This is a genomic window from Amycolatopsis sp. NPDC000009 (assembly GCF_055563465.1).
Genome location: NZ_JBVHDI010000001.1, coordinates 173,676 through 199,649, shown reverse-complemented (window position 1 = coordinate 199,649; position 25,974 = coordinate 173,676). Strand labels below are relative to the sequence as shown.

The following is a 25,974-nucleotide window of genomic DNA, read 5'->3' as shown; positions in this document are numbered from 1 at the left end:
GTCCGGACCGGGTCATGACGTCGCGCCGTTTCGGGTTTGTGGCCCGAGGGGTTGCAGGGGCACGCCCGAGACCGGCTCTCCGGGCACCGCCAGCCGCAGGTGCGAGGCACGGGTGCCACCGTTGTTGGTGGCGTGCCAATGCGCGAAGGCGTTCAGCGCGATCTTGGCGGCGGCGCGCCCGAGCGCGGACTTCGCCGGGCTGTGCCGACCGTTGCCATGCCCGCACAGCACCGCGGCGCCCTTGTCATCGCGCGGAACGCGACCCATCACCGGGATACCCATGGCCTGGACGACCTCGGCGGTCGGATAGCCGTCACCAACGATCACGAAGCACGGCTTCGCCGACCACCGCTGGGCAGCCTGCAGCTTGAGCGCGACGTGCGCGAGCTCGTCGTCGTGCGGTCGGGCGACCAACAGCATCGCGTCGGCACCGCGGATGATCGGGAGCGCGGGCGAGCCGGGATCCACCCGACCGCAGTCGACGATGACCGTGGTCCCCGGCTGGTCGGCCGCCCTGCGAATCGGCGACGACGGACCTGGCGCCAGCACCGACAGCGCAGCGCGCGCTTGTTCCGCGCCAACCGGCCCCGGCACCACCCGCAGGCCGCCGGGCAAGAGCTGCGTGTGCTGGGCGAGCAGGCTCGGCTCGAAGCCGCCGCGGCCCCGTGCCGCAGCGGCGAGGCTGACCAGCCCCGGTGACTCAGGCAGCCGGAATCGAGCCATCAGGTCGCCGCCGGCCGGGTCGGCCTCGACGACAACCGGGTTTTCCTGCCCTGGCCACCGAGCGCCGAGGGCGGTGGCCAACGTGGTGACACCCGGCGAACCCTTGAGCGAACAGACTGCGATGAGCATCAGCGGCCACCTCCCGCGATCGCCACGAGGCTCAGTTGCCCCGCCGGAGCAGAGGCCAAGGCCCGAGCGTCTGATTCGGAGAGCTCCAGAGAGACCACTGTGGTCTGCTCGGTCTCGCGCGTGGCGATGCCGGTCACCACCGCGATCCACGACGAGGTCTGTCCGTTCGACGTTCCTGTCGTCGTGCCCTGGTCCGGTGTAGTGAGCGCTGCGACGGTCGTTCCAGGCGCCAAGTCGGGCGGGAACTGTCCAGGCTTCAACCCGACCGCTGCGATTGCCTTACCCCGCAAAGGAATCTGTGGCGAACCGAGGACTGATCGAGTCACCAACGAACCGGCAGGCAGGCTGAACCCGACCGGCTGTCCCACCACGGTGGACGCCGCCGATGCCGGCATCACGTCCATTCCGGAGTCGGTCGCGATGCTGACCTGCTTGAGGTCCTGCGCGGTGAGGATTTGGCCCACCGCGACCGGACGGGCCAACGCCAGCACGCTTTCCCGGTCTCCCAACTGCATTCCGGCGAACACGCCGCCCGCGGCACACACCACGACCAGCAGGACACCGAGCAGCAGGTAGGGCACACTGCGCCGCCGGCCTCCACTGCTCAGACGTGAAGGAGCCTTGTCGGCACGGCCCGCCCACCTGTCCGGCGCCGTTCGATCCTTCGTCGTGTTCGTGCCGGTCGAACTTGCGGTAGTGGTCACCACCGACCTCCTTCAGGCATGACGCCATCGCGACGCGTCGATCCGGGTGGTCGACGTGCCTTCCGTAACAGGGTGTTTCGTTGTGGACACCGCCCTCGTGGGGCGGGAAGTGCGGCTCAGCCGGTGGCGATGCCCTGGCTCTCCGCCACGCGGAACGCGGCACTGCCGGTCGTGGTCATGTTCGGGAACGTGCCGCCTTGGCCGGCACCTGACCAGGTCACGGTCCAGTTCACCGTGGCGGACACGGGGAACGCTTCAGCGTGCTGTCCGGCCGACGAGGTGCGGTAGGTGTAGCCGCAGTCCGGCGAAGCGCTCCTCGGATTGCCACCGATGGGGAACTGAGAGCCCGGACCGGTGCAGGTCACCGAACCTCCGTCGCCCATCGACCAGGTCACCGAAGTCGGCTTCGCGACCGCGGTCACCGAGACACCCGGCACTGCCGCCGTGGCCGAGACGTCGCCCCAGCTGCCGGGGTCCAGCCACAGCCAGGTCGGCAAGCTGACCAGCTGATCGCCCGCCGGATTCGCCTTGATCTTCGGAGTGGGCAGGCGCAACTGGTTGCGCGCCTGCGCCGCGAGTTCAGCAGGAGACGGCAGCGGCGCCGGCCCCGGTTGACCATCGGCAATCCAGACCGGCGGCCGGTACAGCGCATCCGCGAATCCGGGCCCCGTGCACTTGTAGACGTACCAAGCTCCCGAGGACGGCTGGGCCTGCGCGAGCCGCGGCTGCGCCACTGCGAACTGCGCGGTCACCGCACCCGACTTCCGCGGAACACGGAAGGCCGCAGGCTGTGCACCGCCAGGCGCTGGGCCCTGATATCCGCTGCGCTCGTATCCGCACTGGGCCAGGTTCCTGTTCCCGCCGATGATCGTGTCACCGTTGGCGTTGGCCTGACCGCTGCCGGGGTTTCTTTTCCCAGGGTTGTTCGGCTTGCTGTTTCCGTTGCCCTGGTTACCATTTCCCTTGGTGCCGCCCGTTCCCGCGCCGAGCTCGCAACCGGGGTTGGGATACTGGCTACAGTCGGTGAATCCCCAGCCTCCGTCGGCGAAGGCGGGTACCGCGGTCGCCACGAGCACGGCCGCGGACAGGCCGGCCACGACTCCTGAACGTTTCAACACGAGCCCACTCCCTCCACGGCGAAGCGGGTAACCCTCCACGTGCCGTCTTGCTGCTTCTTGACTTCCGCGGTGATCGAGCGCCGCCCGCCCGGTGTGTCGTTGACCAACTGGCCGTTCTTGTACTTCAGCCAGCCGCTGTCGTCACCACAGTCCGAGATCATGACCGTGGTCGGATTGCCCTGTGGATCCACTTTGGACACTTGAGGATCGGTCTTCGGCTCGCCCTTCGTGACGACGCCGTTGAGGTGGTCGGTATACAGGCTGCGGTTGATCACCCCGAGCGCATCGCCGGTCGCGTACTTCGCGAGCTCTGGCGACTGCCAGTCTCCGGTCTCGCCGGCCTTGGCCATCTGCCGCCACATTCCGGAGTAAGACTGCACAGCCTCCTGGCGTGCACCGTCTGCTGGCGAAGTCGTTGAGGGCGACGGCGTACCCGACGTAGTCCCTGGACGCGGACTTGAACCGTCCTGGACCACGGGCGGCGAAGTCGTGCATGAGGTTGCCCAGGCCACCACGAGCGCTGTCAGCGATCCTGCGGCGACTCGTCGGTTGGGTTTCATGGTCGTACCCTCTCGTGGTTCCACTGCCAAGCTTCACTGAAAGCAAAATGCGCCGGCTACGATCGCTGGTCCTGCCGGAATCGTCCTTACCTTGGATGACTTGCCGAAGATTCGCGTCGCGGCAACTGCCGCTCCCAGGCTCAGCCAAGCGACGAGGGTTCCTACGAACAGGGACGTCCAACTGCTCCACGCAAGTACGAAACCAACGACTCCGGCGATTTTGACGTCTCCTCCGCCCAAATCCCCTGGAGCGCAGAAATAGACACCGCCGTAAAACGCGAGCAGGAACGCACCGCCCGCCAGCGCGCGGCCGAGCGTATCGGCGTCGCCCCGCACCGCTGCCAGCGTGCCGCCAACCACGAAGACGATGATGTAGGTCGCGCCGACGAGCCAGTTCGGAATTCTCTCGTCGAGAGCGTCAACGAACGCGATAGGCACGGCCGTGACGGCGAGGGCGCTCGCAACGAACAGCCAGCCGCCCGGGCCGTTCCAATACGCTATGACGGAGAAAAGGAGAGCCGTAAGTAAGACTTGAAGGATTAACTGCTGACGGCTACCACCCTCGCGGCGAACGCGGAACGGCAAGAGCACAACTGCCACCACCACGCCAATGCAGGCCCACCCCGCCAGGAAAGCCAAACCCACCTCGGGCGGAGTCTCGGTACGCAAAGCACTGATCCCCTGCATGGCGACCAAAGTGACCACAGCGGCGGCCAGCGGAACAGTAGCCGCGTCGCGCGGCCGCGCTGGCCGCTTGTGCGACAGCGGGCCGGCCGACGGCGATACGGTGCTCGGGTTGGCCGCGTCCCCTTCATCGGCGGTGACGACGCAACCCCCAGTGACCTCGAGACCCTCGTCTTCGATGGCAACGCGCTCGACTACCCCGCTCGGGCCTTTACAGCTACGACATTCGACCCATCCCGAAACCTGTCGGCGATCAACTCTGAGCATGTCGGCCGTGATCGGCAGCGTCTCCACGTGACCACAATCGAGTACGTAGTCGGCGGACGTGGCGTCGCTGATCGCGTGGTCGCCGTCCATGATTTCTCCCCTCGCCTGTGCTGTCGACCAGCTCACAGATGGCTCGGCAGGTTCTCCCCGTAGTAGTTGAACGGCGGGTCAACCGGGCGTTTGCCGCCATGCCTTGCTCCGACGGTTTGGCGCACCCAGTTGGCCCGACCGCGCTCCTCTTGCGTCACCAGGCAGTCCATTTCCTGGCTGAGATCAACACGTACACCCACGGACCCGACTGAGTGCAAGGTAAGTACCCGGGTGAGTGTGGGCTCAGTGGGCCACCTTTCACCCGTTTGGGGCAGGCGGCCGACCGAGCCGAAGTTTCCCGCATGGCGCGCCGCCGGATCGTGTTAGCTGATGGGTATGGGTGGGGAGAACGTCTCGTATCAGCAAAGGGTGAACGACGCCGTCTCAATTCTCCGCGGGCAGTGGACGATTTCCGTCCTCGCCGCGCTCGCGCTAGGGGAGCTGCCGTACAAGGAACTGTTGACGGCGGTCAACACAGCCGAACATCGTCCCGGTGGACGTGCCCCGCTGTCGGATCGCGTCTTCACCGACACGTTGAAGCGAGCACAGGGGCACAGCTTGATCGATAAACGCACGGACCCGCAGCGCTCCGGCGTCTCTGTCTACGAGCTGACACCCAAGGGCCGAGCCCTCCTTCGGGCAGTGCGTCCGCTCGTCGAGTGGGCTCAGGAATACGAGGATCAGGACGACCACGACGCCGTACGGGTCGATTGACGTCAGCGGTGGTGGTCAGCCTGCGGAACCCGCGGTGGTGCCGGTGCGCCCTTGACCACGCAAACGCGATCGCGCCCCGACTGCTTGGCGGCGAACATCGCGTTGTCCGCGGCGAGAAGTAACTCTTCGAGGTCCTGCCCGACTCCGGGATACTGTGCGGCGCCGATCGACACACTGACTCGAAGGTCAGCTAGCTGCTCGCCTTCTTCGCCGAAGCGGAGCGCTCGAACGGCCGCGCAGATCCGCTCGGCAACGCTGACGGCGTCGTCGACCGCCGCGTCCGGCAGGAGAACGACGAACTCTTCGCCGCCGAAGCGTCCAGTCAGGTCGTACGCGCGGACCTGACGCCGAACGGTGTCAGCAACGGTTTGGAGCACCCGGTCGCCGACAAGGTGACCGTGGGTGTCGTTGATGCGTTTGAAGTTGTCGAGGTCGAGCATCAGGACCGCTACGGACGTTCGGTAACGCTTGGCTTTGCCGAACGCACGTTCAGAGAGGCTTCGCCAACTGGTCGCGTTGAGGAGGCCGGTCTTCCGATCCGTGGTCGCTGCTTGCTCGAGGTGCTTGACGAGGACGCTGCGGTGCAGCACGTAGACGGTGGGCAACACGAACGCGATCAGCCATGGCCGCCAGATCATCAACGCCGCGGTCAGAACGCCGATGCACAGTGTGACGATTTCCAAGGCGTTGTCACTCCAGCTGCCCAGCAGCCGCGCGCAGGATCGTTCGCCGTCCTCGAGCGCGATCACCGCCCCGACGAGCACTGAGTTCATCGTCCAGAATGTCGCGATGACCAGCACCGGCCCGATCAGATCCTGGGGCCTGACGATGTCCAGGATCTGGCCATGCGGAACCGCGTGAACGACGATCCACGCCGCATAGACCGACAAGATCATCACACTGGCGTTGAACACCGCCCGGTAGATCGGAACCCCGGAAGTCCAGCGCCACGTTCTCCACCACAAATGCAGGTACAGGAGGACGACCGTCGCCGCGCCGAGAGCCGGGCCGGCCAGCATGGTGACGGCTAGGATCGAAACCGAGCTCATGTTGACATGCGGCGTATCCGATAGCTGTCTGCGGATGCGTTCGATGTACCGCGTCGCTTCCGCGACGACCAGCCCCGCGCCGAGCAGTACCGCGAATTCGATCCAGCCTGTCGCGCTGACCGATCTGTTCACCGCCACCACGACCGTCGTGACAGTCGCAGCTGTCACGACGCCAACGACGAAGGCGACCACGCGCGGGCGCAAGGCGAAGAGTCTCCCCCTCGTCGCTCTTCGGTTGCGCCTGAATACGCTGCGCGTCCGGCCGCTCGTCCTGTGATCCTCACCCTTCATACTGGCTGCGCTTGCGTCCCCGGACGGTCCAGCCGCGGTTGGCGTTGCTCCCGCCTCCGCCGGCGAGCCGTCCGTGCAGTCCGTTTCCTGGGAGGAGGTGCTCGTCGTGGCCGGAAAGGAATGGTGAGGTGAATTCGCAACGCGTTCGGACCGGTTCCCGCGCCTTCGCCGGGAGCCGGTCCATCTCCAGATACCGAGGAGCACCAACGCCAGGACAGCAGCGATCAGCCCTGCACCCGCGACCGCACGGAACGAGCCGAACGATTCAGCAGCAAGCCCGCCGAGAACCACGGCGACACCTTGCGAGCAGTACATACAGGTGGCCATCCGGCCCATCACCCGACCGAGGTGCCGGTCAGGAACGATCCGGACGACCATCGTCTGCGTCTGAATGAGATACGCGGTGGAAAGGGCGCCGGAAAGTCCCCAGAGCGCTACGGATATCGGCAGCCCGGGACCGAGACCGCAGACCACGAGGACGAGTCCGGCCGCGGCCGCGAGCACGAGAGCGGCAAGCGGTGAAGTCGGAATCCGTATGCGAGTCGTGAGCCAAGCACCGATCGCGCTTCCAGCAGGATCGGCCGCTAGGAGAAGACCCACACCCCAAGCAGCGACACCCAGCTCGTCGGCGTACGGCACGGCAAGCCCCTCGGGCACGATGTACAGGCCAAGGAGACACGCCAACCCGAAAAGGACGGCGAGCTGGCCACGGTGACCAAGGTCGCCGACACGATGTTCATCGGCTGCCGATTGACCTCGAGCGGCCGGTCGCGCACGGACTCCTGCAAGGACCAGGACTGCGCTGCACAGGAAAGTCGCCGAGTTCACCAGCATGCCGACGTGGGGTTCAACGACGACTAGCAGCAACCCGCCGCCGGCGAAACCTGCGAGCTGAGCAGCCTGGGTAGTGAACTGCCGAAGAGCGAAACCCGCCGCGTATTCGTCATCGCGCTCGAGGATCTGTGGGATCAGCGACATGTGAGCGGCTTTGAACGGGCCCGCCACAACACTCAGCAAACCCACGCATACCCACAACGCGGACAGCGGCATAGCCGGAATCGCCATCAGCGAAGCCAGAACCGCGCGCAGGATGTCCGCGATAACGATCACTGTCCGCCGCGGAAAACGATCGGCCAGACCGGAGAGGAGAAACCCGCCCAGCACCGAAGGCACAAAAGTCAGGCCGTACGTCAACGCGGTCAAAACCGCGGACGAGGTCTGAGCGAACACCACCAGCGACAGCGCCACACGAGCGACCTGGTCACCGGCGATCGAAACCAGTTCGGCTATCCACAGCGAGCGAAACTCGCGCACGCGTAGCGGCACTGAAAAGCCAGCTCTGCCCTGCTCAGCCATTCCCTCCCCCGCAACCCTCACAGCAGCGGTCCCCGTTCCGCTGCCACAGCGAGTATCCCGACAGCTACGGTAGGTGCGAACCGGGAAGAGGTCGCTCTTCGCGAGTTAGGTTCACTCGGAAGTACCATGCCGACTACACATGGTTACTTCCGCATCAGGATGCTGGTCAGCCTCGATCGACCAGGCCGTACTGCTTCAAGCACGATCCGCCGTAGGATCTGTCCACGTGGCTATCGAACCCAACGGGCACGAGTTGACGCGCTGGAAGATTCACGGGGAGCGGCTCGTCGACGACACGCGACGCTTACGGCTGAGCATCGCCTCCGTCGAACTGCCCGACGGCGTGACGTTCGAGCAGTACGTGTTGCGTATCCCCAAGGCGGCCATGGTGGCCGTTCTCGACGATCAAGACCGCGTGCTCATGATGTGGCGCCACCGGTTCATCATCGACCGATGGGTCTGGGAGCTGCCCGGTGGCTATGTCGATCCCGACGAAGATCCCGCGAAGACCGCGGCGCGTGAAGTCGAGGAGGAGACGGGCTGGCGACCGCTCGACGTCGAGCCTCTCGGCTCGCTGCAGCCCATGGTCGGCAGCGCCGACGCCGAGAACCTCTTGTACGTGGCTCGAGGAGCCGAGTATGTCGGCGAGCCCGAAGACATCAACGAGGCTGAACGCGTAGCTTGGATCGAGCTCGACACCGTACGCGACCGCATCGCCAAGGGCGAGATCGTCGGTGCGGCATCTCAGGTCGCACTACTTCACGTTCTCGCGTTCCATCGCTGACGCTTCACACGGGAGTGGGGACACCTGCCGCGGTCATCTGGGCGTACAGCGACCGCACGCGGCGGTCGCTCCGATGCACCGCGAGGCGCCGTCCAACGTCGGCGAGATAGGCGCCGCCTCGAACCGACCGGACGTGCTTACTCATCTTCACAGCCGTTGCGGCGACCTTGCAGGCTTCGTCAAGACGGTTTTGATCGGCCAACGTCGACGCGAGCAAGGCGGTGTTGAACAGCCTTCCGCGCTCGTATCCATCGCTCATACCCAGTGACTGCCGGGCGAACCGCTCGGCTTCGACTGGGCGCCCGAGGTCACGGAAGGTATGCGCGAACTTGGCCGAGAGGTAAGCGTTGTCGAAATAGGTCAACCAGGTCGGACCCGATCCGGGGACGAACCTCTCGAACGCACTTTCCGCATCGCGAAGTGCTGCAAAGCAAGCAGCAGGGTTCGCCTGCAGCGCGTGACCATGCGCTTCCAGCACCGCGGCCTCAGCTTGCAGGGCAACCAGACCGGACCGTTTCGCCGTCCTCCTGGCGGCAAGCGCCATATCTACGGCGACCCCGTGAGCTTGGTTGAACGCGGCGTGGTGACTCATCGCCGCCAGCATCTCGGCTTCGAGCGCGTCGTCACCGGCGTCCTGCGCCAACTTCAAAGCGTCACGGAGGTACCGCTGCCCTTCTCCCGCGTTACCGATGTCGTAAGCGATCCAGCCGACAACCTGATGCAGTTCGGCAGCTGCTCCGTACAGTTCTTCGCGCTCCGCCAGGCTCTTGCTCGTGTCGTTCAGCATCGGCGTCACAGTGGAAGTCAGGTACCTGGTGGTGGTCGACGTGGCTTGGCTATGCCCGCCGCCGTACCGATTGTCGAGTCGCCGGAACGTCGCCGTCATGTCCCGAACAAGGTCGACGTCGCTGCTCCTGGGTTTCGGCGAAACTGCCGCTGGCGCCGGGGTCGCACCGAGAAGCGAAGCGCCAACTGCTGTCACACCTGCGCCTGCAGCCTTGAAGAATTGTCTCCGTTGCACGTCATCGAGGTTAGCTTTCCGCTCCACCTCTGCCGATGCTTCGCATGTATCGGAAAACTTGAACCAGAGGAGCGAAGGCGGGACGTGTAGTGCCTTCGCCCACCGTTCGAGGCTATGCAGATTGCCAGGCCGACGAGCATCTGGCGCCTCGAGCCGGCTCACTTGTGCTTGCGCCAGCCCAAGCCACCGGCCGAGCGCCGCTTGCGACACATGCGGCGTGCTTTCACGGCGATACGCCGCAAAGAGCCGGCCGAAGTGGCGCGCCTCAAGCGCGGCACGGATGCTCTCCGCCTGCCAGAACGACTCCGGCCTCATAGGTGCTTCGTGAGAGACCAGGCGACGAATGCATGGTCCGCAGTGCTTACTCACGCGATCGCGGGCCAGGCGCGCGCCGCACGCTTCGCACCTGCGCGTTGCGCTTTGCACAAAGATCACCCCCGTCAAGCCTTCACCGCATTGTATGCGACTCGATACTCAGTGTCGCGGATTCCATACCTGGCATGTATGGAATCCGGCAGCCATGGCGGTCTACCAGCAGATTTCATGCATGCCTGTCGTTCCACCCCGGAGACCACAGGCAGACACTCAGTACATGCAGCAGGTGACTCACGGTAACAACAGCGTGCTTCGGCCGGCCGGCCGCCCGGTCCGCAGCCGACCAGTCAAGTACCGCACCCACGAGCGAGCACCCTGATCCGACCGCCCTGTCGTGACCTCCTCCGCGATGCGCGTGCGGCAGGGTGAGAGGAATCCCGGAATCTGACCCCTCGCCGGGATTCCTCTCACCCTGCCGCCCGCAGACCGGCGGCGGGAGTACGTGCCGATTCCGTCCACTCCCGCCGCCGTTCCACAACGAATGCCGAAGCTTCTCAGCACCTATAGATTTCGAAGAGGCGAAACCGCCATGCTTGAAACCGACCCCCGTTACCCGTACGACCTAAATTCCGACTCCGATCTCATAGCTGCCGTCCGAGCAGGTGATGTCACCGCCTTCAGCGCGCTTTACGTGCGCCACTGGCTCACCGCCCTGCGTTACGCGCGTCGCCTCACCACCTGCGACGCCTCTGGGGAAGACGTTGTCGCCGATGCCTTTATCAACATCTACCTGGCACTGCTCGCAGGCCGCGGACCGCGTGATGACTTCAGGAACTATCTGATGTCCACAGTCCGAAACATCACCATCCACAGTTACCGAAAGAACCGTCGCCTGAAATTCGTCGACAACATCGAAGAATTCGCGCACGACGCCGAGTTGTCACCGGCGGCGATACTGCAGGAGCGAATCCAGTCGCACTTCGAACGCAGCCGAGCGACCCATGCCTTTCTCCGTCTTCCCGAATCCTGGCGCCAGATCCTCACGCTCACCATTCTCGATGAGCGACCGATCGCCGACGTAGCCGCGATCGTCGGACGGACACCCAACGCCACCCACGCGCTTGCTCTACGTGCTCGCCGCGGCCTGCGAGCCTCGTACGCCGAGCTACCTGACGCCGCTTGACCTGTCCAGAGAGGGCGGGTGGTGCCCTCGGACCGCCGGGAAGGCGATCGAATGTCCCGACGGAAGTCGACTTGGCAGGAGGCCAGCGCTCGAACCAGCGCCTCCGAGCAGACCCAAGTTATCCCCGTTCTGCCTTCCTTCGAACCCGAGCGGCTCCTTCACTTGTGGATCGAAGCCCAGCTCCCGACCGCCCCGCTGCCACCAGCGATCCAGTGGCCGCACCGCGACCTCGACATTTCTCCGCACTGAACGCCCGCCCCCAACCCGAGGAGGAGTTACCGATGCCCGCGGGACGCCACTCGTACGTCACCACTCGACGCACTTCAACCAGTTCGAAGCCTGGCCATGTCAGTTACCTCGGCTTCCTCCTCTTGCTCGTCGGTGGCGGCGTCATCATCGGCAGCGCGTTCGTCATCGCCTACCTCGGGGCGAGGCTCTACTTCGGACTTCCGCTCATGTTCTAGGCCTCACGCCGTCCGGTCTCGTCTTTTAGTCCTGGTACAGCCCACATCACTCGCGACGCAGAGAAGGGAAGATCAGGTGCCCGTTCCTGAACGCCGGCCGCGTGCCGCAGGGTCATCGCTCGGTTCGAACTGGCCCACGATCGGTCGCCAGATCGCCGCCCGCCACTACGAGGTGAGCGACCAGGTCGCGGACCCGGACTGGACGAAGAACTTCTCCCTCTTCGCCGATTTCCTGCCGTGGACACCTCGAGACGGACGGCGCCCTCACCAGGTGTGGGAAGCCATCGAGCGACGCGCGCGAGGCGTACCGATCCACGCGATCGCCGCTCGCCTAGGACGGTCCCAGAGCACAATCGTCCGTTGGCTGCAGCAGCGAGGCCGGCCCTGATGAACCTCGGCGCGAACAGCGACGATGCGTCTGGACCGCGAGTGTGCACCTACGCCTTGATCGGTCGCTACGAGCAGATCCTGCTCATAGCGACCGCCGACGGAAGCCACGTCCTCCCCGGAGGCCCAGTCCATAGTGGCGAACCGATCGAGCAGGCGCTCCAGCGCACGCTGCGCGATCAGCTTGGGACAACCTTGGCCAGCATTGAGTTCTGCTCGGTGATAGAACACGAGGTCGACAAGGGCGTCTGGCTCGGTTCGACATCGGAAGTGGCCTTCCTGTTCGACGTCACACTTCCTGACGTCAGCAGCATCTCTGACCGCTTTCCCTGTATGCACTGGTGGGCAAACGAGTCAGATCTCGTCCTATTGCAACCGGCTGCGATCAGAAACGCGATTTTGACCGGCAATCTTTCGTCGGATGTTCCATGGTGGGCATGGTCACCCTGACACATCAAGTAGACACACCACACATAGGACAATCACCGAATCACTGAGGAAATTGTGACACCGAACCAAGACAGGCTCCCGTCCACGGCAAAACGAAGGGAACTGGGCACCGAGCTTCGACGAATCCGAAAGCGTGCAGGATACACCGGAGGTGAACTTGGCCTTCAGCTGAATTGGAACGCATCCACCATTTCACGCCTGGAGAAAGGTTTAAGCAAGGTTGAGGACGGACGAGTCGCACTCTACCTCGCAAGAGCCGGCGCCACCCCCGCCGAACTAGACGACTTGGTCACTCTGGACCGGCGACCGGACGACGGCTACCAGGCCCGTCCCCACCCCGCAGGCTGTCCCGACAGCCTTCCCATCATCACCCTGCTCGACACGGAAAGCACATCGATCACCACCTACGATCCCGTGGAAGTCCCCGCCATCTACAGGTTGAAACCTACATCCGGAATTCGCGCGGATACGACCACTGCCACGATCTCGACACGATTCTGCGAACCCGGCTGCACAGTCAGCAATCTTCTTTCCGACACCCCCGGTCCTTCACGTTCTATATTCCCGAAACTGTACTCGGAGAGCAGATCGGGTGCCCCACGGTCGCGCACGCGCAACTGTCACACCTGCTGACCGCGTCGACACTACCCCACTGCCGCATCCACCTCGTGCCCACAGGTGCGGGTTTGGCCGACATCCGCACCGCGTTCACCCTTTACCAACACGACGACCATCGCCCCGTGATCCAATGCCAACTTCCCTCGATCAGCCTCTTTCTCGAGAACGACCACGACATCGCCTTTTTCGAAAGCTATCTAGAGCGCATCACGCGCCTGGCCCTCAGCCGCCAAGAAACCCGCGACTGGCTCACCGGACGCTTGGCCAAGCTCGAAGCCACACCTGGATGACCACCGCTCACGCAACCCGAGCTAGCACCACCGGAAGGTATGGAGTTTCGCTGATGACCGCTCGCAGCATCGCCGCAGACAACGTGGCAACATCGTGCTACTTCCGCACCACGGTCGAGCAGCCATTCCGGAAGGCGCTCGTTCAGATCAACGAGGATTGCAATCTTCGCTGCTCGCACTGTTTCGTGTCGGCGACGCGCGTCGGCACGCAGATGCAACTGGGCGAGGTGATCGAGAAGGTGATTCCGCGCCTAGCTGAAGCCCGGGTCAAACGGGTCACCCTGACCGGTGGGGAGCCGACGATCCACCCTGACTTCCTGGCCATCGTGCGTGCGTTCCGCGCGGCCGGGATGGAGGTCGGGATCTGCACCAACGCAACCACTCTGGACGCGGTCCAGATCGAGGCGCTCGCCGAACTGGGCGCGCATTGCAACGTTTCCCTCGACGGGTTCGCCGCCGATTCCCACGGCAAGTTCCGGGGCGATCGCGGCAGCTTCGCCACCACCGTGGACACCGTCGAAAGGCTCGGCAAGGCCGGGATCCTGCAGGGCCTCTTGTGCACGCCGAACACGTTGGCAGAGAACGATGAATACGCGAAGCTGTGCGCGTTCGCGCGCGCGAACGGCGCACGCTACGTACTGCTGAACCCGTTGGGCAGTATGGGCCGCGGGGTCAAGTCCCGGGCAAAGCTGGCGAAGACGAGTTTGCACATGCGGGAGATCTTCGAGCTGACCGCGCCCTTCGATGGTCCGGAGCTGGACCTTGCGCACATCCGCTTCCCGAACGTCGAGCGCCGCCCGCTGGCCGGTTGTGAGGCCGGCACGATCATCTACGTGTTTACCCCCGGCGAAGTCACCGTGTGCCCGTACCTGGTGTTTGCCGCCCGGACCCCTCAATCCCGACACACCGATACAGAGTTCATCGTCGGCAACATCTTCACCGACCCTGACATCGCCACCCGCCTGGACGACTACCCCTTCCACGACCGCTATCAGGTCGGCGCCAATCCCACCTGCACAGCGTGCGCAGTGAACTCCTCCTGCGGCAAAGGGTGCCCTGCCGCGGTCGTTGCCGGCGGTGGCCGGATCGGCGACGTGGACAACGAGCAATGTCCAGTCGTCGACGGAGCACACGGCGAGGGACGGCGGCTGCTTCCGCTGATGCCGGCATGACCCGCCGGTTCGCTGATCCTCAACGCCTGCCCGGCACGCTGATCACCCTCGATGGTCCCGGCGGCGTGGGCAAATCCACGACCGCGGACCTCGTCGGCGAGACGCTGGCCACGGCCGGGTTGCCCGTTCACGCAACGGCACAACCTTCCCGTGCGCCGCTGGGCGAACTGGCCAGGCACGGCACCGACGCCTACCGGGACATGGCCTTGGCGTGCCTCTGCGCCGCCGACAGGCATCACCAGCTCGACACCGAGATCCTGCCGGCGCTCGACGACGGGCAGGTCGTGGTGTCCGATCGCTACGTCGCCTCGTCTCTCGTCCTACAGGGCCTCGACGGCCTGCCTGCCGAGGTGGTGTGGCAGCTCAACCACGGCGTCTATCAGCCCGACCTGTCGATCATCCTCACCGGTGATCCACAGGTCATCGACTCTCGCCTCCGGGCCCGTGGCGGACACAACCGCTTCGAACGCGCCGCGGACAACAGCGCCCACGAGACCGACCTGTACATCCACGCCGTCGCCAGCCTGCAGGACAGAGGCTGGCCGGTGACCACGGTGGACGCCACCAACGGGTCACCCGGGACAATCGCCTCTACTGTCGTGTCCCTCATCCAGCAGGTTCTGAGCGAGAAGAGCCCGGCATGCCTCTGAGTCTGATCACCGTCAACGTCGGCGCCCCGTCTCTCGACCGCGCCCGGCGCCAGCTCAGCTGGCTCACCGAGCGCTCCGAAGACGTCTTGGTCCTGACCGAAACCAAGGCCACCGCAGGCAGCCAGTTCCTCGCCGAAGCGTTCACGTCTGCCGGGTACGCCGTGACCTTTCCCGAGCATGCCCCGGGCGAACTCGGCGTCATGATCATCAGCAAGCTCGCCGCCACACCCGACCCGCTCAGCACAGCCATGGACTACTTGCCCGCCCGTGCCGCCGGGATCGTCGTTGACACCACTGACGGACCGCTCCGCGTCGCCGGCGCCTACGTGCCGTCCCGCGACTCCAGCGCGGACAAGACCGAACGCAAGATGACCTGGTTACAACACTTCCAAGACGTCCTCGATCGCACGGCGAACGACACTCCGCTGCTGCTGCTCGGCGACCTCAACGTTCTCGAGCCCACCCACACACCCGCCCACCGCGGCCAGTTCGCCCCCTTCGAGTACGCCTTCTACACCGGTCTGACCGATCAGCATCACCTCATCGACCTCTTCCGGCACCTGCACCCCGACCAGGTCGAACACAGCTGGGCCCGCCGACCGGAACTGGGCTACCGCTACGACCACGCCCACGGCTCCCCTTTCCTCGCCGAACAGCTCGTCGCCTGCGACTACGTCCACGAAACCCGGGAGATCGGCCCGGACGGCACCCGGCTGACCGACCACTCCGGACTCGCCGTGCAACTGACGATGAACCCGACCACCACGCTGCTAACGTCGGACCCCGCCGCGGCGTCCACATCAACTGAGCCGGAGCCCACCTTGTTCTGACACAGGCTCCGCTCTCGTCGGCCGCCGGGCCCCATTGCCGCTCGCCGACCACGAGGGACCACCGCAGGATGACCAGCACCACCACGCCCCGAATCGGCGCCCGCGTCCTCCTGCTCGACCCTGCCGACCGCGTGCTGCTCATCCACGCCCTCGACCCCACCGACCCCGACCACCATTGGTGGGAGCTCCCCGGCGGCGGCCTTGACAACCGCGAATCCCTTCACGACGCCGCCCGCCGCGAGGTCGCCGAAGAGACCGGCCTCACCCTCAACGACGTCGGTCGCAAGCTGTGGACCCGCGAATCCCGCTTCCGTTACAAGAACCGTGACCACCACCGCATCGACCACGTCTTCCTCGCCCGCACCTCGACCGCCGCACCCCAAGTCGCACTCAAGCCCACGGAGAACGAGAAGGCCGGGCTGATCGAACGGCGATGGTGGACAGCGGACGAGCTCCGAGACACCCACGACAAGCTCCTCCCCGCCGAACTGCCCGGACTTCTCAACTCCTTGCTCACCGGCAGTTTCGACGAGACGCCTCTGACGCTCGCCGACTAACCTAGCCCGCCCGTGGCCATCAGGCACTCCAGCCTTGCATCAGCAAGTCGGCATGGAACTGCTGGCGAATCGACAGCGCCGCGACCGCGATAACCAGCAAGGCCAGCGAAACCCGCCGCCATCGGACCGGAAACTGGACCTCCAGCCAGCGCCGGGTCGCTACGCCGACGCCTGCGCGCATCAGTACGAGGACAACAGCCACCGCGAGCGGCAGCACTCCCGGGTTGTACTGGACCGATCCCGCCAGATCGCCTGACATCAGCAGGAACGTGGCGCGAGTACCGCCGCACAACGGATCCATGATGCCGACATAGTGCAAGGGGCCATGCAGGTCCACCGACGGAACACCGACGAACCCCAGCGCGATGGCCCCGAGGAGCACGGCCGCCGCGGCCACGGTCAAGCCGCGGATACGGTCGCGCTCAGCCCAGCGGAGCAGCCCTTTCTCGCTCCGCCTCTCGCCGATCTCCTTCGTCACGTCCACCAGGTTAGTGCACTATCGTGAATAGTAGGTACGGCCACAGCGAAAGATCGTTCGCCGGGCGACCCCCTACGCTGTGACTGCCGGAGGTCTAGCTGATGTCCGACCGCCCCGTATGGAAGCACGGCTTGATCGTGGCCAGTCGAGGCCCCGCCGAGCCACTGCCGCTCACCGACACCGGTCGACCAACGCTGCCGATCATCTGTCTCTGAGTGCTCAGCTGGTCAAGACGTAGGCGTACTGGCGCTGGTCATCGAACAGTCGCCCTCGGGTGCGTCCACCGTCACGGTCGTCACCGCGTTCTCGACGATGTCTATCTTCGAGCCACAGATCCTGCTGGGCGGTACGAGCTTGTCGTCCGGAATGCCCGCGCACATCCCACCACACTCGCGGAGCCACGAGATCACCCGGTAACGTCCGGTCGGCAACGCCTGGGACAGCTCGGCCGGCGCCTCGCGGAAAGCCCGTTCGGCGATCTGTGCGCCGTTCGCGCCCTCGACGCGCAGGGTGCGCACGGCCGACTGCGCCCTTGCCGATGGTTCACGGACCGTGATGTCCAAGGTACCGGCCGGACCGCTGATCACTCCTGGTTGATGTGATGGCACCTCGGACGACGGAACGGGGGAACCGTTCGGCGAACCGGGCGCCGGGTTAGGTGCGCCGCACCCCGCGGCTATGGCAGCGGCGGCGAAGAGCAGGACAAGACGCATCGGCGGACTCCTCGTACGGCCCGGCCGACGTCGCCGTCGGCCGGGCCTCGGTGCGGATCAGTCTTTCCAGAGGACGGATGTCACGGTGCCGCCCGTGACGATCCGGGTCGTTCCGGCGTCCGAAGCCACTGCCCCGTCGCTGTGGTTGTAGATGCTCTGCAACTGCGAATAGTCGTGCGAGTTCGGCGATACGTAAGACGGGTCGTCGATCCCTGCGTAGTCCATGCACGACGACGCGTTGGTGAACTGGTGATCGAGACCGAAGTCATGCCCGATCTCTTGACACATCACGTGTTGCTTCGCCGCCGCCGTCATCGAATAAGAGTCGTTGACCTTCGTCGTTCCCCATGCGATGTGCTTGCCACTCGACAAGTCGATCTGCGCGACGCCGAGCCAACCAGTGTTGCCGTAGGTGTAGTTGCAGACCCGGATCCGCCCGCTCGATGCCGGGCAGCTCCGGCGCGTTGTCGTGCTGGTATCACTGGCGACCAGCGAGTTTTCGAATACGGACGACCGGTTCCAGTCGGTATTGGCCTTGCTGAGGTTACTGTCCCAGGAGGACGTGACACTGTCGAGCACTTGCAGGCGCAGCACCGTCGAGGTGGACTGTCGCGCCCAGTGGTAGCCGTTCCAGCTGTTCGACGCGTTGGCCGGTGTCGTTCCACCGATAGCCAACGCGGCGACAGCGAGAGGGATGAGTGAAAGCAGCCGCCATTTGCGCATGGCCAACTCCTTCTGCTGCAGGGATTTCCGTCCATCGAGGACGGCATTGAGCAGCTAAGCCCTGCGGTAAACCGTTTCGTAGCTGCGAAAGTAGGCAACTCTACTAATCTACGTCGTAGAGTAGTAGTCACTACTCCATACGGCTCAGTCCTTCAGTCGCGCGACGGCCGCCACACGTCGCCGACATACTCAGACAAGGATCGTCAAGGGACCAAGAGAAGTAGGTTGGGTCGTCATGATGCTCGGCGACGGGATCGCGAAGCCGCCCACGGCGGATGCCATCCGGTCTTCCGGGCACACCTACAGCCAGCTCTCGCTAGTGCGCAGGCCACGAGGACGATGCCCACCGAGACCGCGGACGGCCATACCCAGCCGACCGGGCCAGTGCAGTCACCCTCACCGCACGGACCGTTGAAGGCCGCCGTGCACGGAGTCGTCCATCGCCAACATGTCGCGAAGTGCGACAGCACGACCCGCACACGCGACGACACACCATCGATGCCCTCGGCGCCGCCGAGGTGGACCTGCCGACCACCGCCGCCATCACCACTCCCCTGTCGACCAGAGGACTCGCTGCGGCACGTCCGACGGTTAGCGGCCCGACGTCCGGCCGAGCGGATGGCAACCGGTCGAAGAAACAACGAAGCGCGATATGCCCGGCCACTGACAACGCCGAGATCGCACAGGCAGCGCCAGTTCGCGCCAGTCTTGAGCGCCACGCCCGCCTGACGAATGAACGTCGGGCAACCTCCGCCGCCTCCGCACGTCTCAGTCGAGTTACGAACTTCGCGGTGCCCCCTCCGCCGATCCCCGAACACCTCGACAACTCCTCCGGTGCACCCGTCGCCAGATTTCCAGCGACAACAGCTTAACTCACCGTTCCAGACTCCTACTAAGACAATTAGTGGACAGACGATCGACTCGGTTTCGTTCAGTGGCTTGACTTGTTGCGAGCGGGTTACTTAGCCGTGCGCTTACCTTGGCCGTGTTGACCTATACCCTATGGGGGCATACAGTCCCACTCACTCGAGTGACGCGTAAGTGCACCACCACAGGGCCGCGCATGACGCCCGGCGGTATCTCCGGACGCCGCAGGACGACATGCCGTGCGGCTTCGCCGCAGGCCCTCGTTCGTGAGGGAGACGCTATGCGAAAGTCACCAATCCACCTGTCCCGCCGGACCTTTCTGGCCGCGACCGTCGTTGCTTCGATCGGTTCCGTGGCGGCATGTTCGAGCACCACCTCCGGCGACGTCCTCGAAAAACTGCGAAACGGCGGGAAGATCCGTGTCGCACTCACACAGGCGAATCCACCGTGGAACTTCGTAGAGGGATCCGGTACCCCGGTCGGGTACGACGTCGATGTCGCGAACGATCTCGCCAGGCGGCTGGGAGCCGGTGGAGTCGAGTTCGTACAGGCCAGTTTCCAGACCTTCATCGAAGGCGTGAAGGCCGACCGGTTCGACATGGTCATCTCCGGACAGACGATCACCGCCGAACGCAAAAAGCAAGTCGACTTCTCTCGCCCGTACGAGGTCAATGGGATCTCGATCTTTGTCGCCGCGGAGAACACTTCGATCAACTCACTCGCGGATCTGACGGGGAAGGCCGTCGCGGTGTCGGCGGGAACCACCCAGCACAAGTACGCCACGGAGAAGATCCAGAACGTACAAGTGAAGACCTACGACAACGCCACGCTCGGCCTTACGGATCTGTCCCGCGGCAACGCCGATGCCATGCTGGTCTCCCGCTTCCAGGGCGCCTACCTGGCGAGCAAGAACGGTCTGAGCGTCAAGCCGGTCGGTCCCCTTCTCGAAAGCGAGGTCAACGGGATGTCCTTCCGGAAGGATTCCGCGGCCTTGAAGCAGGCGGTCGACAAGGCGATCGACGACATGATCGCGGACGGGACGCTCACGCGGATCTCCCGACAGTGGCTGGGTGGCCTGGACATGGCAGCCGAACTGAAGGCGCTGCCGGCAGGTTGAGCGCTTCGACAACACTCTTGGTGAGGAGGAAATCGTGGACTTGCTGACCGGCGCGTTCCCGATGTTGTTGCAAGGGCTGGGTGTCACCGTCTTGCTCGGCGTGACATCGTTCATTCTCGGGTCTCTTCTCGGCGCGTTGATCGCTCTTGCCCGGATCTCCGGGTTCCGGGCGCTGAGAGCAGTGGCGATCTCCTATGTCTCGGTGTTCAGGGGGACTCCACTGCTGATCCAGATCATGTTGCTCTACTTCGGACTGCCACAGCTCGGGATCCAGCTGGCACCGATCCCCTCCGCGATCCTCGCGCTGACATTGTTCTCCGCGGCCTACCTGAGCGAGAACTTCCGCGGCGGAATTCTCGGCGTCGACAAAGGACAGTGGGAAGCGTCGTCGTCGATCGGCATGCCGTACTGGCGTACGTTCCGGCGGATCGTCTTTCCACAGGCGATCAGAATCGCGACCCCTGCCGTGGGTAGCCGCTTCATCGCGCTGATGAAGGACACGTCGCTGGCATCAGCGGTGACCGTGGTCGAGCTGACGCGGGTCGCGGAAAGCGTGGGCAACGCCAGTTTCCGCTACATGGAAGCATTTCTGGTCGCGGCCTTGATGTACTGGATGATCAACACGGTGTTGTCCGTCGGGCAGGGCATGCTCGAAAGGCGACTGGGAAGGGCGTATTGAGCATGAGCGACTTCACGATCGAACTGAGGGACATCCGGAAGAGCTACGGCGAACTCGACGTACTGCGCGGGGTGAATCTCGCCGTCGAACGGGGTGAGGTGGTCGTGCTGATGGGTCCGTCCGGCTCGGGCAAGACCACACTGGTGCGATGCATGAATCTCCTGGAGGAACCCGATGGCGGGCACGTCCGGATTTGCGGATGCGATTTCGAGTGCGGTACACCCCGTGACCGCGGGCGCAAACGCCTCGAACAACGGGCTCGCACGCACGCGGGGATGGTGTTCCAGCAGTTCAATCTCTTCCCGCACCTGACGGCGCTGGGCAACGTGATCGAGGGCCCGCGACAAGTGCGGAAGCTGTCCGAGGCCCAGGCGAAGGAGCTGGGGGAAAGACTTCTGGACCGCGTGGGACTGGCGGACAAGAGTGGTGAGTACCCGTCGCGGCTTTCGGGCGGACAGAAGCAGCGCGTCGCGATCGCCCGTGCGCTGGCCATGGAACCCGAGGTCGTGCTCTTCGACGAGCCGACCTCCGCGCTCGACCCGGAACTCCACGCCGAGGTCTTGGACGTCATTCAGAGCCTGGCCCGCGAGGGTATGACGATGGTGATCGTCACTCATGAGACGCATTTCGCGCGGGAGGTCGCCGACCGGATCGTGTTCATGGACAGCGGGGTGATCGTCGAGGAGGCCACTCCGGACATCTTCTTCACGCGACCGTCGCAGGAACGAGCACGGTCGTTCCTCCGCCTCGTTGATCATTCGGCAGTGATTTCGGCTCCGGCACCACGCCGCGGTGAGGAGGCGGTATGACGGAGGCACCGTTCGACGTGGACTTGGCCCGCAAGGAGACGCCTGGCTGCGGTTCAGTGATCCACCTCAACAACGCCGGGTCGTCGTTGATGCCGCAGCCTGTGCTGGACGCCGTGATCGATCATCTCCGCCTCGAATCCCGCATCGGTGGCTACGAGGCCGCGGCGGAGGCGGCCGACGACGTGAGCGGGGTGTACACCTCGGCCGCCCGCCTACTCGGCTGCACGCCGCCGGAACTCGCGGTCCTCGACAGTGCCACCCGCGCCTGGGACCTCGCGTTCTACTCGATCCCGTTCCGGAGTGACGATCGGATCCTGACCAGCGAAGCCGAGTACGCCAGCAACTTCATCGCTTACCTGCAGGTGGCGCAAAGGTACGGCGTTCAAGTGGAGGTCGTGCCGAACGACGAGTCGGGACAGCTGTCCGTGGTGCGCCTTCGCGAGTTGATAGACGACCGGGTCCGGCTGGTATCGCTGACCCACGTGCCGACCAACGGCGGCCTGGTCAATCCGGCGGCCGAGGTCGGCAGCGTGACCCGCGAAGCCGGCGTCCTGTATCTGCTCGACGCGTGCCAGTCGGCTGGGCAGATGCCGCTCGACGTCGACGTTCTCGGCTGCGACATGCTGTCACTGACCGGCCGGAAGTACCTCCGAGGCCCGCGCGGCACCGGCCTGCTGTACGTCCGAGCCGGTCGGCTCGACGAGCTGAATCCTCCGATGCTCGACCTGCACGCCGCGACCTGGGTGACCCGCGACGGCTACGAAGTCCGCCCTGGGGCGCGCCGGTTCGAATCGTGGGAGTGCAACTACGCGGCGAAGATCGGGCTCGGTGCCGCGATCGACTACGCGCTCGGCTGGGGGCTCGTGAGCATCCGCGATCGGGTCTACCACCTGGCGGCTGACCTGCGTGATCGTCTCGGCTCCATCCGCGGAGTCGAGGTCAGGGACGTTGGCTCGGAGCAGTGCGGCATCACGTCCTTCACGGCGGAAGGCCTGTCGGGCGAGGAGATCAAAGCGTTCATGGCGAGGTGCGGCATCAACGTGAGTGTCTCGCGGGTGGCGTCAACGCGCTGGGACATGGAGACGCGGGGGCTGGACGAAGTCGTTCGGGCCTCAGTCCACTACTACAACACGATCGAGGAAATCGACCAGTTCTGCAAAGCACTAGCGGAGGCAGTTGAGCCCTGACGTGCTCTTGACGAGGAAGGCTGTCGGGCATCCGTCGCTACACGGTTCGGCGTCAGTCGTGACGCCACACCTTGACCGCCGACAGCAGCAGCAAGGCGATCAGAACCGGGATCAGCACGGCTCCCGGCACCGCGTCGAGCAGCAGGCCCCCGAGCACGGTTCCGGCGACGGAGCCCAGTGCCATGACGGCGACGAAGGAGGTGTTGGCGCGCAGAACCTGGAAGCTCTGATCTCGGCTGTACCGGGCGAACGCGACGAGCATCGTCGGCAGCGACACCGCGAGCGAGAGCGACCCGGCGAGTTTGATGTCCACTCCGTACAGCAGGACGATCGTCGGGATGAGCAGCTCGCCTCCGGCGACGCCCATGAGCGCGGCGACCACACCTATCGCGACACCGGCGCCAACACCCGCTACGGCCCGGGCGACCGGCGGGAGCGACACCGTGCTCACCTCGCCGAGGTGATTCCACGCCAACGCCGCGGCGATGACGAGAAGCAACACCGCAAGCAGCCGATACAGCGTCGCCGAACGCATGCGGGTGGCCCAGGTCGCGCCGAGCCACGCGCCCAGCAGGCTGCCGCCCAACAGGTTCACCACGATCGGCCAGTGCGGAGCCGCGTCATCGAAGGGCACGGCCACCAGGCGGGCTGGTAGCGCGGTGATCACCACGATCAGGCTCATCGCCTTATTCAAGATCACCGCCTGCAAGGCGACGAACCCGAAGACACTGATCAACACGGGCAGTCGGAACTCCGCGCCGCCGAGACCGATCATCCCGCCGAGCAGGCCGATCGCGGCGCCCGAACAGAACACCGCGGACCACGGCCGTTGCCGGCTGTTGACACCCGTATACACGACGGCGTCGTCATCGGGTTTCCGCTGCCGTGAATACGCCACGAGGCACGTTAACCGACAGCACGTCCGCTGGTGACGACGCTGTCAGCCGTGCTGGCGGCTCCACGCCTGGGCGGCTCGATCGTGACGAGTGAGGACGTTGAGGGAACACGGTAGATCACTCCTTTGGCCGCTCACACGGTGACACTGCCGGGGTTACGTTGGGTAGTTCACGTGGACGGATCGGGGAGGTCCGATGACGCAGCTTCCGATGTTCGGCCAGCCACCAGACACGCCCACCGCCAAGCCTGCGGGCGATCAGGCTGTCACGTTGCAGGTCCTGGTGACTGTGAAGGCGGCGCCCAACCCGTCCGAGAAGTACGGAGAAACGGTCTGCGTGGCCGGGCTCAGCCTCGACCCGGATCGGCCAGGCTGGATCCGCCTTTACCCGATCAACTTCCGTGAGCTCGGCCCCGATGCGAGTTTCGCGAAGTACGACGTCGTGTCGGTGGAGGCGGTACCGGCCAGGCAGGACAGCAGGCAGGAGAGCTGGCGACCGCGGATGCCCACCCTGAAGGTCGGGAAGCACCTGACCAAATGGACGCACCGCCGCCCGTGGATCGATCCGGCGATTAGCGAACAGACCACGATGTGCCGCCTCATTCGCGGCGCCACCATGAACACACAGTCGCTGGCCCTCATCCGCCCGAGAAAGATCACGGCCCTGCGGATCGCCCGCCATCCGGGCTGGTCGAAGGCCCAGCAAGCCAAGATCGACACCTATGTCGGCCAACTCGATCTGTTCGGCGACGAGGACCGGACGCCGTTGCGGGCACCGCGGTTCGCCGGCACCTACCATTACGAGTGCGAAGAGCCTGATTGCAACGGCCACAAGCAGGGGTTCATCGACTGGGAGTTCGTCGCCTTCCAGCTCCTACGCCTCAGCGGCATGAACGACGCCGACGCCGCACAACGGCTCGAGCAACGGTTCCTGCGCGAAGTCTGCGGCCCTGACCGCGACGTCGCCTTCTACGTCGGCAACGTCGCAGCGCATCCCCGGACATTCAGCGTCCTCGGCGTCTACTGGCCGCCGCGGTCAATTCCGAGGTAGACGGCCGGCGATCTCCGCCAGCACGACGTCACGATGACACCGCCGCTGATCAGCTTCGAAGCACAGTACGGCGACACGTTCACCGGCAGACAAGCGAGCGAGCTCATCCAGGCTGGCTTGGGCCTCGGCGGTCTCCAGCAGCTCGACGTACCGATCCTTCGCCTGCTTGAGCTCGGTCTCGTCTCCGGCGAAGCCAGCCCGATTCGTCTTGAGGTTTCCGAGCTCCCGGCGGTGTTCGTACTCGATCCCGGCCTCGGCCAGCGCGGCACGTAACGCCGTCTTGCTGAATCCCCGTTTACGCGAGATCGGCGTCAACCTGACATCGATCAGACGCGTCACGCCACGCTGCACGAGCCCGTCAATGAACTGGGAGATCTCCTGCCCCTCGTACCCGACACCGATGGCGCCGTCACGAAGCCGGGTAGCGCTGCTGGTCATGTCCACACCCTGTCATGACACCGCCTGCCGGACGACTCCGCCCCGATCCCTTTTCCACGGGCGCTAGGTCGACCGTTCGCGGCGATAGTGGCGCGCGGCTTTCGCCCGGTTGCCGCAGGTTTCCATGGAGCACCATCGCCTGGTGCCGTTCCGGGTCGTGTCCTCGAAGTACAGCGTGCACACCGGATACGCCGAACATCGCTTGATCCGTTCCGGGCGCGCGCGAAGCAAGGTCAAGTAGCTGTACGCCGCGAGCCAGGCCGGTCGCCAGGTCGCTTCCTGGACCTCGATCACTTCTTCGGGGACGCCTTGCCGCGACTCCGGCCGCAAACGCCCTCGCGCCAGGACCTCGTTCAGCGCGCGTTCGGCGGAAGCGCCGGGGCTTTCGAGTACCTCGCGCAGGACGGACCGCGTGTGACGCAACGGTTCCTCCGCTCCCGGCACCTCCGCGAGGCCTCGCTCGGCCAGCCAGGCGCCGACCCCGCCTGGCTCGTCGAAGACGTCCCGCCGCTCACCACGGTCGGGCCACGTGGTGTTCAGCAGGTCCAGAGCGATCGGTTCGCCGACCAGGGGGCGTTGCAGCACAGCGTCATCCTACCCTCCGTCCGCCA

Annotated in this window: 29 protein-coding genes and 1 pseudogene; 17 read left to right on the top strand and 13 right to left on the bottom strand. The window is 65.1% G+C overall.

The genetic code is table 11. From position 1 onward, the window contains the following. Positions 1–12 precede the first annotated feature (12 nt). The 5 genes from ACZ3HL_RS01075 to ACZ3HL_RS01055 all read right to left on the bottom strand — a co-directional run bounded on the left by ACZ3HL_RS01075 (position 13) and on the right by ACZ3HL_RS01055 (position 4,275). On the bottom strand, positions 13–852 hold the full coding sequence (locus ACZ3HL_RS01075; RefSeq protein ID WP_465527963.1) for a chromosome partitioning protein: 840 nt from the start codon (positions 850–852) through the stop codon (positions 13–15). Next, positions 852–1,433 carry an SAF domain-containing protein gene (locus ACZ3HL_RS01070; protein ID WP_465527961.1) on the bottom strand — a complete coding sequence of 194 codons (582 nt, stop codon included), beginning with the start codon at positions 1,431–1,433 and terminating at the stop codon, positions 852–854. The genes ACZ3HL_RS01075 and ACZ3HL_RS01070 overlap by 1 nt, the downstream gene beginning before the upstream one ends. Positions 1,434–1,672: 239 nt before the next feature. Further along, positions 1,673–2,674 carry a hypothetical protein gene (locus ACZ3HL_RS01065; RefSeq protein ID WP_465527959.1) on the bottom strand — a complete coding sequence of 334 codons (1,002 nt, stop codon included), beginning with the start codon at positions 2,672–2,674 and terminating at the stop codon, positions 1,673–1,675. Further along, complete coding sequence (locus ACZ3HL_RS01060) at positions 2,668–3,024, bottom strand: hypothetical protein (protein ID WP_465527957.1); 357 nt, start codon at positions 3,022–3,024, stop codon at positions 2,668–2,670. The genes ACZ3HL_RS01065 and ACZ3HL_RS01060 overlap by 7 nt, the downstream gene beginning before the upstream one ends. Positions 3,025–3,267: 243 nt before the next feature. Beyond that, positions 3,268–4,275, bottom strand: coding sequence for a prepilin peptidase (locus ACZ3HL_RS01055; RefSeq protein WP_465527955.1), 1,008 nt, complete (start codon positions 4,273–4,275; stop codon positions 3,268–3,270). Positions 4,276–4,644: 369 nt separating this feature from the next. Between ACZ3HL_RS01055 and ACZ3HL_RS01050 the strand changes: the two genes are divergently transcribed. After that, a complete protein-coding gene (locus ACZ3HL_RS01050; RefSeq protein ID WP_465527953.1) occupies positions 4,645–4,989 on the top strand; it encodes a winged helix-turn-helix transcriptional regulator in 345 nt (114 codons plus the stop codon). Between the two features lie 2 nt (positions 4,990–4,991). On the opposite strand, the gene ACZ3HL_RS01045 is transcribed toward ACZ3HL_RS01050, so the two are convergent. Continuing rightward, complete coding sequence (locus tag ACZ3HL_RS01045; protein WP_465527951.1) at positions 4,992–7,685, bottom strand: MFS transporter; 2,694 nt, start codon at positions 7,683–7,685, stop codon at positions 4,992–4,994. A 226-nt stretch (positions 7,686–7,911) separates the two neighbouring features. On the opposite strand from ACZ3HL_RS01045, the gene ACZ3HL_RS01040 reads away from it, so the two are divergent. After that, positions 7,912–8,469, top strand: coding sequence for an NUDIX hydrolase (locus tag ACZ3HL_RS01040; RefSeq protein WP_465527949.1), 558 nt, complete (start codon positions 7,912–7,914; stop codon positions 8,467–8,469). A 4-nt stretch (positions 8,470–8,473) separates the two neighbouring features. Here the strand turns inward: ACZ3HL_RS01040 and ACZ3HL_RS01035 are convergent, their stop codons facing one another. Then, positions 8,474–9,805, bottom strand: coding sequence for a helix-turn-helix domain-containing protein (locus tag ACZ3HL_RS01035; RefSeq protein ID WP_465527947.1), 1,332 nt, complete (start codon positions 9,803–9,805; stop codon positions 8,474–8,476). A 589-nt stretch (positions 9,806–10,394) separates the two neighbouring features. Here ACZ3HL_RS01035 and ACZ3HL_RS01030 point away from each other — a divergent pair. The 10 genes and pseudogenes from ACZ3HL_RS01030 to ACZ3HL_RS00985 all read left to right on the top strand — a co-directional run bounded on the left by ACZ3HL_RS01030 (position 10,395) and on the right by ACZ3HL_RS00985 (position 16,406). Next, entirely contained in the window at positions 10,395–10,988 is a 594-nt protein-coding gene (locus tag ACZ3HL_RS01030; RefSeq protein ID WP_465527945.1) for an RNA polymerase sigma factor, read from the top strand. Positions 10,989–11,269: 281 nt separating this feature from the next. Beyond that, on the top strand, positions 11,270–11,452 hold the full coding sequence (locus tag ACZ3HL_RS01025) for a hypothetical protein (protein WP_016334827.1): 183 nt from the start codon (positions 11,270–11,272) through the stop codon (positions 11,450–11,452). Beyond that, a complete protein-coding gene (locus ACZ3HL_RS01020; protein ID WP_465527943.1) occupies positions 11,370–11,840 on the top strand; it encodes a helix-turn-helix domain-containing protein in 471 nt (156 codons plus the stop codon). Before ACZ3HL_RS01025 ends, ACZ3HL_RS01020 begins: the two co-directional genes overlap by 83 nt. Then, complete coding sequence (locus tag ACZ3HL_RS01015) at positions 11,813–12,289, top strand: NUDIX hydrolase (protein ID WP_465527941.1); 477 nt, start codon at positions 11,813–11,815, stop codon at positions 12,287–12,289. Before ACZ3HL_RS01020 ends, ACZ3HL_RS01015 begins: the two co-directional genes overlap by 28 nt. 54 nt (positions 12,290–12,343) lie before the next feature. After that, positions 12,344–12,565: pseudogene (locus ACZ3HL_RS01010) on the top strand (helix-turn-helix domain-containing protein); the annotation flags it as partial. Positions 12,566–12,633: 68 nt separating this feature from the next. Beyond that, positions 12,634–13,197, top strand: coding sequence for a DUF5753 domain-containing protein (locus ACZ3HL_RS01005; protein WP_465529071.1), 564 nt, complete (start codon positions 12,634–12,636; stop codon positions 13,195–13,197). Positions 13,198–13,250: 53 nt separating this feature from the next. After that, complete coding sequence (locus tag ACZ3HL_RS01000; RefSeq protein ID WP_465527939.1) at positions 13,251–14,369, top strand: radical SAM protein; 1,119 nt, start codon at positions 13,251–13,253, stop codon at positions 14,367–14,369. Then, positions 14,366–15,019 (top strand): dTMP kinase, encoded by a 654-nt coding sequence (gene tmk / locus ACZ3HL_RS00995; protein WP_465527937.1) that lies wholly within the window; start codon positions 14,366–14,368, stop codon positions 15,017–15,019. The genes ACZ3HL_RS01000 and tmk overlap by 4 nt, the downstream gene beginning before the upstream one ends. Continuing rightward, entirely contained in the window at positions 15,010–15,849 is an 840-nt protein-coding gene (locus tag ACZ3HL_RS00990; RefSeq protein ID WP_465527935.1) for an endonuclease/exonuclease/phosphatase family protein, read from the top strand. The genes tmk and ACZ3HL_RS00990 overlap by 10 nt, the downstream gene beginning before the upstream one ends. A 68-nt stretch (positions 15,850–15,917) precedes the next feature. Next, positions 15,918–16,406, top strand: a complete 489-nt coding sequence (locus ACZ3HL_RS00985; RefSeq protein ID WP_465527933.1) for an NUDIX hydrolase — start codon at positions 15,918–15,920, stop codon at positions 16,404–16,406. Positions 16,407–16,425: 19 nt separating this feature from the next. Here ACZ3HL_RS00985 and ACZ3HL_RS00980 read toward each other — a convergent pair whose 3' ends face one another. The 3 genes from ACZ3HL_RS00980 to ACZ3HL_RS00970 form a co-directional block, all read right to left on the bottom strand. Then, positions 16,426–16,884 (bottom strand): DUF2752 domain-containing protein, encoded by a 459-nt coding sequence (locus tag ACZ3HL_RS00980; protein ID WP_465527931.1) that lies wholly within the window; start codon positions 16,882–16,884, stop codon positions 16,426–16,428. A gap of 227 nt (positions 16,885–17,111) precedes the next feature. Beyond that, a complete protein-coding gene (locus ACZ3HL_RS00975) occupies positions 17,112–17,471 on the bottom strand; it encodes a hypothetical protein (RefSeq protein ID WP_465527929.1) in 360 nt (119 codons plus the stop codon). A gap of 183 nt (positions 17,472–17,654) precedes the next feature. Beyond that, positions 17,655–18,320 carry a zinc metalloprotease gene (locus tag ACZ3HL_RS00970; protein WP_465527927.1) on the bottom strand — a complete coding sequence of 222 codons (666 nt, stop codon included), beginning with the start codon at positions 18,318–18,320 and terminating at the stop codon, positions 17,655–17,657. Positions 18,321–19,467: 1,147 nt separating this feature from the next. Here ACZ3HL_RS00970 and ACZ3HL_RS00965 point away from each other — a divergent pair. The 4 genes from ACZ3HL_RS00965 to ACZ3HL_RS00950 are packed head-to-tail and all read left to right on the top strand — an operon-like array spanning position 19,468 to position 22,979. After that, the gene (locus tag ACZ3HL_RS00965) at positions 19,468–20,304 is read left to right on the top strand and encodes a transporter substrate-binding domain-containing protein (RefSeq protein ID WP_465527925.1); all 837 of its coding nucleotides are present in this window, start codon (positions 19,468–19,470) and stop codon (positions 20,302–20,304) included. 34 nt (positions 20,305–20,338) lie between these two features. Then, positions 20,339–20,983 carry an amino acid ABC transporter permease gene (locus tag ACZ3HL_RS00960; protein ID WP_465527923.1) on the top strand — a complete coding sequence of 215 codons (645 nt, stop codon included), beginning with the start codon at positions 20,339–20,341 and terminating at the stop codon, positions 20,981–20,983. A 2-nt stretch (positions 20,984–20,985) separates the two neighbouring features. After that, positions 20,986–21,792 (top strand): amino acid ABC transporter ATP-binding protein, encoded by an 807-nt coding sequence (locus ACZ3HL_RS00955; RefSeq protein WP_465527921.1) that lies wholly within the window; start codon positions 20,986–20,988, stop codon positions 21,790–21,792. Next, complete coding sequence (locus tag ACZ3HL_RS00950; protein WP_465527919.1) at positions 21,789–22,979, top strand: aminotransferase class V-fold PLP-dependent enzyme; 1,191 nt, start codon at positions 21,789–21,791, stop codon at positions 22,977–22,979. The genes ACZ3HL_RS00955 and ACZ3HL_RS00950 overlap by 4 nt, the downstream gene beginning before the upstream one ends. 52 nt (positions 22,980–23,031) lie before the next feature. Here the strand turns inward: ACZ3HL_RS00950 and ACZ3HL_RS00945 are convergent, their stop codons facing one another. After that, positions 23,032–23,877, bottom strand: a complete 846-nt coding sequence (locus ACZ3HL_RS00945; RefSeq protein ID WP_465527917.1) for a sulfite exporter TauE/SafE family protein — start codon at positions 23,875–23,877, stop codon at positions 23,032–23,034. A 193-nt stretch (positions 23,878–24,070) separates the two neighbouring features. Between ACZ3HL_RS00945 and ACZ3HL_RS00940 the strand changes: the two genes are divergently transcribed. After that, positions 24,071–24,925 carry a hypothetical protein gene (locus ACZ3HL_RS00940; protein ID WP_465527915.1) on the top strand — a complete coding sequence of 285 codons (855 nt, stop codon included), beginning with the start codon at positions 24,071–24,073 and terminating at the stop codon, positions 24,923–24,925. Here the strand turns inward: ACZ3HL_RS00940 and ACZ3HL_RS00935 are convergent. Both ACZ3HL_RS00935 and ACZ3HL_RS00930 read right to left on the bottom strand, forming a co-directional pair. Further along, complete coding sequence (locus ACZ3HL_RS00935; RefSeq protein ID WP_465529069.1) at positions 24,911–25,363, bottom strand: DUF488 domain-containing protein; 453 nt, start codon at positions 25,361–25,363, stop codon at positions 24,911–24,913. The two genes, ACZ3HL_RS00940 and ACZ3HL_RS00935, sit on opposite strands and share 15 nt — an antisense overlap. A 63-nt stretch (positions 25,364–25,426) precedes the next feature. Continuing rightward, positions 25,427–25,948: a CGNR zinc finger domain-containing protein gene (locus ACZ3HL_RS00930; RefSeq protein ID WP_465527913.1), complete on the bottom strand. Its 522-nt coding sequence runs from the start codon at positions 25,946–25,948 to the stop codon at positions 25,427–25,429. Positions 25,949–25,974: the final 26 nt, after the last annotated feature.

Excerpts from the sequence above, each read along its gene's own strand:
- ACZ3HL_RS01060 (WP_465527957.1), bottom strand. The coding sequence starts at position 3,024 with ATGGCCAAGGCCGGCGAGACCGGAGACTGGCAGTCGCCAGAGCTCGCG.
- ACZ3HL_RS00985 (WP_465527933.1), top strand. The coding sequence starts at position 15,918 with ATGACCAGCACCACCACGCCCCGAATCGGCGCCCGCGTCCTCCTGCTC.
- tmk (WP_465527937.1), top strand. The coding sequence starts at position 14,366 with ATGACCCGCCGGTTCGCTGATCCTCAACGCCTGCCCGGCACGCTGATC.
- ACZ3HL_RS01030 (WP_465527945.1), top strand. The coding sequence starts at position 10,395 with ATGCTTGAAACCGACCCCCGTTACCCGTACGACCTAAATTCCGACTCC.
- ACZ3HL_RS00965 (WP_465527925.1), top strand. The coding sequence starts at position 19,468 with ATGCGAAAGTCACCAATCCACCTGTCCCGCCGGACCTTTCTGGCCGCG.
- ACZ3HL_RS00990 (WP_465527935.1), top strand. The coding sequence starts at position 15,010 with ATGCCTCTGAGTCTGATCACCGTCAACGTCGGCGCCCCGTCTCTCGAC.
- ACZ3HL_RS01075 (WP_465527963.1), bottom strand. The coding sequence starts at position 852 with ATGCTCATCGCAGTCTGTTCGCTCAAGGGTTCGCCGGGTGTCACCACG.
- ACZ3HL_RS01045 (WP_465527951.1), bottom strand. The coding sequence starts at position 7,685 with ATGGCTGAGCAGGGCAGAGCTGGCTTTTCAGTGCCGCTACGCGTGCGC.
- ACZ3HL_RS01000 (WP_465527939.1), top strand. The coding sequence starts at position 13,251 with ATGACCGCTCGCAGCATCGCCGCAGACAACGTGGCAACATCGTGCTAC.
- ACZ3HL_RS00950 (WP_465527919.1), top strand. The coding sequence starts at position 21,789 with ATGACGGAGGCACCGTTCGACGTGGACTTGGCCCGCAAGGAGACGCCT.
- ACZ3HL_RS01025 (WP_016334827.1), top strand. The coding sequence starts at position 11,270 with ATGCCCGCGGGACGCCACTCGTACGTCACCACTCGACGCACTTCAACC.
- ACZ3HL_RS00935 (WP_465529069.1), bottom strand. The coding sequence starts at position 25,363 with ATGACCAGCAGCGCTACCCGGCTTCGTGACGGCGCCATCGGTGTCGGG.
- ACZ3HL_RS01055 (WP_465527955.1), bottom strand. The coding sequence starts at position 4,275 with ATGGACGGCGACCACGCGATCAGCGACGCCACGTCCGCCGACTACGTA.
- ACZ3HL_RS00955 (WP_465527921.1), top strand. The coding sequence starts at position 20,986 with ATGAGCGACTTCACGATCGAACTGAGGGACATCCGGAAGAGCTACGGC.
- ACZ3HL_RS00940 (WP_465527915.1), top strand. The coding sequence starts at position 24,071 with ATGACGCAGCTTCCGATGTTCGGCCAGCCACCAGACACGCCCACCGCC.
- ACZ3HL_RS00970 (WP_465527927.1), bottom strand. The coding sequence starts at position 18,320 with ATGCGCAAATGGCGGCTGCTTTCACTCATCCCTCTCGCTGTCGCCGCG.
- ACZ3HL_RS01035 (WP_465527947.1), bottom strand. The coding sequence starts at position 9,805 with ATGAGGCCGGAGTCGTTCTGGCAGGCGGAGAGCATCCGTGCCGCGCTT.